The sequence below is a fragment of the Pseudorhodoferax soli genome (assembly GCF_003337555.1).
Lineage (GTDB): Bacteria > Pseudomonadota > Gammaproteobacteria > Burkholderiales > Burkholderiaceae_C > Pseudorhodoferax > Pseudorhodoferax soli.
Map to the genome: position 1 here is coordinate 1 of NZ_QPJK01000025.1, position 5397 is coordinate 5397.

Genomic DNA, 5397 nt, shown 5'->3' on the forward strand with positions numbered 1-5397 from the left:
CACTATCATCGGCGCAAAGTCGTTTCACTGTCCTGTTCGGGATGGGAAGGAGTGGTACCAACTTGCTATGGTCATCAGGCATAACTTGTTGCTGCGCTGACTTTTGTCAGCGCGGCGAATTCATAGAGTTTTGAATCAGTTGTATTTTGACTGCGTCACTTGGCATAACAGCCTTGATGCTTTGGTGTAAGCGATCAAAGTTATAGGGTCAAGCCGCACGAGCAATTAGTACGAGTTAGCTTAACGCATTGCTGCGCTTCCACACCTCGCCTATCAACGTCCTGGTCTAGAACGACTCTTCAGGGGGCTCAAGGCCCCGGCAGATCTCATCTTGGAACGAGTTTCCCGCTTAGATGCTTTCAGCGGTTATCTCTTCCGCACATAGCTACTCGGCAATGCCACTGGCGTGACAACCGATACACCAGAGGTGCGTCCACTCCGGTCCTCTCGTACTAGGAGCAGGCTTCCTCAAATCTGCAGCGCCCACGGAAGATAGGGACCAAACTGTCTCACGACGTTTTAAACCCAGCTCACGTACCTCTTTAAATGGCGAACAGCCATACCCTTGGGACCGGCTACAGCCCCAGGATGAGATGAGCCGACATCGAGGTGCCAAACACCGCCGTCGATATGAACTCTTGGGCGGTATCAGCCTGTTATCCCCAGAGTACCTTTTATCCGTTGAGCGATGGCCCTTCCATACAGAACCACCGGATCACTATGTCCTGCTTTCGCATCTGCTCGACTTGTCAGTCTCGCAGTTAAGCACGCTTATGCCATTGCACTATCGTCACGATGTCCGACCGTAACTAGCGTACCTTCGAACTCCTCCGTTACGCTTTGGGAGGAGACCGCCCCAGTCAAACTGCCTACCATGCACTGTCCCCGATCCAGATAATGGACCTAGGTTAGAACCTCAAACACACCAGGGTGGTATTTCAACGTTGGCTCCATAAGATCTAGCGACCCTACTTCAAAGCCTCCCACCTATCCTACACAGATCTGTTCAAAGTCCAATACAAAGCTACAGTAAAGGTTCATGGGGTCTTTCCGTCTTTCCGCGGGGAGATTGCATCATCACAAACATTTCAACTTCGCTGAGTCTCGGGAGGAGACAGTGTGGCCATCGTTACGCCATTCGTGCAGGTCGGAACTTACCCGACAAGGAATTTCGCTACCTTAGGACCGTTATAGTTACGGCCGCCGTTTACTGGGACTTCAATCAAGAGCTTGCACCCCATCATTTAATCTTCCAGCACCGGGCAGGCGTCACACCCTATACGTCCACTTTCGTGTTTGCAGAGTGCTGTGTTTTTAATAAACAGTCGCAGCCACCGATTTTTTGCAACCCATTCATGCTCCGTTGTTCACTTCACACTACTAGGGCACACCTTCTTCCGAAGTTACGGTGTCAATTTGCCGAGTTCCTTCTCCCGAGTTCTCTCAAGCGCCTTAGAATACTCATCTCGCGCACCAGTGTCGGTTTGCGGTACGGTCGTGTGCAGCTGAAGCTTAGTGGCTTTTCCTGGAACCTCGTTCAATCACTTCGCGAGCAAGCTCGCTCGATCGGCAGCCTCGGTATATGTCAGGCGGATTTGCCTACCTGACGCCTACATCTGCCTAAACCGGGATATCCAACACCCGGATGACCTATTAAGATCCGTCCCCACATCGCACTACACATCGGTACAGGAATATTGACCTGTTTCCCATCAGCTACGCATCTCTGCCTCACCTTAGGGGCCGACTCACTCTACGCCGATGAACGTTGCGTAGAAAACCTTGCGCTTACGGCGAGGGGGCTTTTCACCCCCTTTAACGCTACTCATGTCAGCATTCGCACTTCTGATACCTCCAGCAGCCTTTACAAGCCACCTTCACAGGCTTACAGAACGCTCTCCTACCACTTGCAATAAATTGCAAATCCGCAGCTTCGGTAACTGGCTTAGCCCCGTTACATCTTCCGCGCAGGACGACTCGATCAGTGAGCTATTACGCTTTCTTTAAATGATGGCTGCTTCTAAGCCAACATCCTGACTGTTTTAGCCTTCCCACTTCGTTTCCCACTTAGCCAATTTTAGGGACCTTAGCTGGCGGTCTGGGTTGTTTCCCTCTTGAGTCCGGACGTTAGCACCCGGTGCTCTGTCTCCCAAGCTGTACTCTGCGGTATTCGGAGTTTGCATAGGTTTGGTAAGTCGCCATGACCCCCTAGCCTAAACAGTGCTCTACCCCCGCAGGTAATACTTGAGGCACTACCTAAATAGTTTTCGGAGAGAACCAGCTATTTCCAAGTTTGTTTAGCCTTTCACCCCTATCCACAGCTCATCCGCTAGTTTTGCAACACTAGTCGGTTCGGACCTCCAGTACCTGTTACGGCACCTTCATCCTGGCCATGGATAGATCACTTGGTTTCGGGTCTACACCCAGCGACTAAGACGCCCTGTTCGGACTCGGTTTCCCTACGCCTTCCCTATTCGGTTAAGCTTGCCACTGAATGTAAGTCGCTGACCCATTATACAAAAGGTACGCAGTCACCCTTTCAGGCTCCTACTTTTTGTAAGCACGCGGTTTCAGGATCTATTTCACTCCCCTCCCGGGGTTCTTTTCGCCTTTCCCTCACGGTACTAGTTCACTATCGGTCAATGATGAGTATTTAGCCTTGGAGGATGGTCCCCCCATATTCAGACAGGATTACACGTGTCCCGCCCTACTTTTCGTTAGCTCAGTACCACACGTCTCTTTTCACGTACAGGGCTATCACCTGCTATGGCCAGCCTTTCCAGACTGTTCCGTTAAGAGTCGCGCTATCACTAACAGGCTCTTCCGATTTCGCTCGCCACTACTTTCGGAATCTCGGTTGATGTCTTTTCCTCGAGCTACTGAGATGTTTCAGTTCACCCGGTTCGCCTCGCATGACTATGTATTCATCATGCGATACCTTTGCAGGTGGGTTTCCCCATTCGGAAATCTCCGGATCAAAGCTAATTTGCCAGCTCCCCGAAGCTTATCGCAGGCTATCACGTCCTTCGTCGCCTATCATTGCCAAGGCATCCACCACGTGCTCTTATTCACTTGACCCTATAACTTTGATGCCTCTTATCGAAGACCAAAATTACTCAAGGAATATGTCAGGTCTTTCACCTGACGCGTTATGCCGTAATTGAACTCTCGTTCAGATTACTAAATTTCAAACGTGAAGTTTGATATTCGTTTGACGCAATCAAATTTTTGTCACTGGCGGCACGGTCTGCACTAAACCTTTACGAATGTGCAGTTTCCGCCAGCAACGCTGATTCGAACTCTATGAATTTTTTAAAGAACAGCCGATTGATCAAGAGATCTTGACCAACAACAAAGAGGCCTCTTGCAAAGCCACTTTGGTGTTGATTTTCTTGTTGGATAAGCGAAGTTGGTGGAGGTGACAGGACTCGAACCCGCTACCTACTGCTTGCAAAGCAGCCGCTCTCCCAGCTGAGCTACACCCCCAAACACGATTGGACATTGGAGGGATGGTGGGTCTGGTTGGTCTCGAACCAACGACCCCCGCCTTATCAAGACGGTGCTCTAACCAACTGAGCTACAGACCCAAGCCGGTCGCTTGAGTCAAGTATTTCTACCCAACCGTTGGCGACAACCTTCCAACAACCGATAAGTGTGAGCGTTTGAGCTTCGTTGCAGTTTCCAGAAAGGAGGTGATCCAGCCGCACCTTCCGATACGGCTACCTTGTTACGACTTCACCCCAGTCACGAACCCTGCCGTGGTAATCGCCCTCCTTGCGGTTAGGCTAACTACTTCTGGCAGAACCCGCTCCCATGGTGTGACGGGCGGTGTGTACAAGACCCGGGAACGTATTCACCGTGACATTCTGATCCACGATTACTAGCGATTCCGACTTCACGCAGTCGAGTTGCAGACTGCGATCCGGACTACGACTGGTTTTATGGGATTAGCTCCCCCTCGCGGGTTGGCAACCCTTTGTACCAGCCATTGTATGACGTGTGTAGCCCCACCTATAAGGGCCATGAGGACTTGACGTCATCCCCACCTTCCTCCGGTTTATCACCGGCAGTCCCATTAGAGTGCCCTTTCGTAGCAACTAATGGCAAGGGTTGCGCTCGTTGCGGGACTTAACCCAACATCTCACGACACGAGCTGACGACAGCCATGCAGCACCTGTGTTATGGCTCTCTTTCGAGCACTCCTTCATCTCTAAAGGATTCCATACATGTCAAAGGTGGGTAAGGTTTTTCGCGTTGCATCGAATTAAACCACATCATCCACCGCTTGTGCGGGTCCCCGTCAATTCCTTTGAGTTTCAACCTTGCGGCCGTACTCCCCAGGCGGTCAACTTCACGCGTTAGCTTCGTTACTGAGTCAGTTAAGACCCAACAACCAGTTGACATCGTTTAGGGCGTGGACTACCAGGGTATCTAATCCTGTTTGCTCCCCACGCTTTCGTGCATGAGCGTCAGTGCAGGCCCAGGGGATTGCCTTCGCCATCGGTGTTCCTCCGCATATCTACGCATTTCACTGCTACACGCGGAATTCCATCCCCCTCTGCCGCACTCCAGCAATGCAGTCACAAATGCAGTTCCCAGGTTAAGCCCGGGGATTTCACATCTGTCTTGCATTACCGCCTGCGCACGCTTTACGCCCAGTAATTCCGATTAACGCTCGCACCCTACGTATTACCGCGGCTGCTGGCACGTAGTTAGCCGGTGCTTATTCTTACGGTACCGTCATGGGCCCCAGGTATTAACCAGAGCCTTTTCGTTCCGTACAAAAGCAGTTTACAACCCGAAGGCCTTCATCCTGCACGCGGCATTGCTGGATCAGGCTTGCGCCCATTGTCCAAAATTCCCCACTGCTGCCTCCCGTAGGAGTCTGGACCGTGTCTCAGTTCCAGTGTGGCTGGTCGTCCTCTCAGACCAGCTACAGATCGTCGGCTTGGTGAGCCTTTACCCCACCAACTACCTAATCTGATATCGGCCGCTCCAATCGCGCGAGGTCTTGCGATCCCCCGCTTTCATCCATAGATCGTATGCGGTATTAGCACAGCTTTCGCTGCGTTATCCCCCACGACTGGGCACGTTCCGATATATTACTCACCCGTTCGCCACTCGCCACCAGGATTGCTCCCGTGCTGCCGTTCGACTTGCATGTGTAAGGCATGCCGCCAGCGTTCAATCTGAGCCAGGATCAAACTCTATAGTTCGATCTTGTTAACTTCTCGCTCGATCTCTCGAGCAACTCATAAAAACGGAATTGAAGTGACTTCACTTCTATTCTCATGAGCGTTTGAGTGCAGTGCACTCGTTCCGAAGAACTTGGCAACTTGGCACCAAACGCCCACGCTTATCGGCTGTATATTTTTAAAGACCCAAACTCATCAACCT

Annotated in this window: 2 tRNA genes and 3 rRNA genes; all 5 read right to left on the minus strand. The window is 51.4% G+C overall.

Annotated features, from left to right (window positions below):
- Positions 1 to 79: ribosomal RNA gene (gene rrf, locus DES41_RS37610) — 5S ribosomal RNA — on the minus strand; the annotation flags it as partial.
- A 125-nt stretch (positions 80 to 204) separates the two neighbouring features.
- A 23S ribosomal RNA gene (locus DES41_RS37615) occupies positions 205 to 3078 on the minus strand.
- A gap of 332 nt (positions 3079 to 3410) precedes the next feature.
- Positions 3411 to 3486, minus strand: a tRNA-Ala gene (locus tag DES41_RS37620).
- Between the two features lie 24 nt (positions 3487 to 3510).
- Positions 3511 to 3587 (minus strand) — tRNA-Ile (locus DES41_RS37625).
- A 98-nt stretch (positions 3588 to 3685) separates the two neighbouring features.
- Positions 3686 to 5216, minus strand: a 16S ribosomal RNA gene (locus DES41_RS37630).
- Between the last annotated feature and the right edge of the window lie 181 nt (positions 5217 to 5397).